The 603-nt window shown below is 51.2% G+C and carries 2 protein-coding genes; both read right to left on the reverse strand.

All coding sequences use genetic code 11. The features are described from left to right. Nucleotides 1-148: DUF3847 domain-containing protein (locus WMO75_RS20195; RefSeq protein ID WP_349078883.1), on the reverse strand; the 148-nt coding region annotated here is incomplete at its 3' end. Next, entirely contained in the window at nucleotides 141-482 is a 342-nt protein-coding gene (locus tag WMO75_RS20200; RefSeq protein ID WP_349078881.1) for a replication initiator protein A, read from the reverse strand. The genes WMO75_RS20200 and WMO75_RS20195, both read right to left, overlap by 8 nt. Between the last annotated feature and the right edge of the window lie 121 nt (nucleotides 483-603).

The raw sequence follows: 603 nt of genomic DNA on the forward strand, positions 1-603 counted from the left end.
GGGTACAGAGCCGGTGCGTCCGTTCCTTTCGGGTAAGCTGCTTCAACTGGTGCTGCAATACCTTTTCATCATTGATGGCTTTCCGCAGTTTCTTTTCGCTTTTCTCCAACTCCCGGTTGAGCTTTTCCAACTTTGAGGTATCAGGCAAGGGCAGCGTCCTCCTTTCCCGGGATCAGCACATAAATCCTGTTTGGTTCTCCAACGCCCTGACGCACCCGCATGATAAGTCCGGCGGTTTCCAGTTCATTTAGAGAACGCTTGACCGTCATAGAGCTGCGGGACAGGACTGCGGCAATGGCTGTGACAGGGAAGCAGACAAACAGGATTCCGTTCTTGTCCTCCTGCCCATTGGAGAGCATAGCGTCCAACATCCGGCAGTACATGACCTTTGCGGTGCTGCTGACTGGAAATCCTGTCAATGCTCTGGGAAAGGGCATACAGGGCGGCAATGGTGTGTCTATCGTCATAAATTCAAAATTCATTCGGTGTGTTTCTCCTTTTTCTTTGCTCGTTTGGATAAATAACGGGGGCAGTCAATCACAACCGCCCGGAAGCTCTGCTTGCACCCATGCTGGCATTTCCGGCATAATTCGTTGTAAGTGA

This window comes from Blautia intestinihominis, from assembly GCF_040096655.1.
Taxonomy (GTDB): Bacteria; Bacillota; Clostridia; order Lachnospirales; family Lachnospiraceae; genus Blautia_A; species Blautia_A intestinihominis.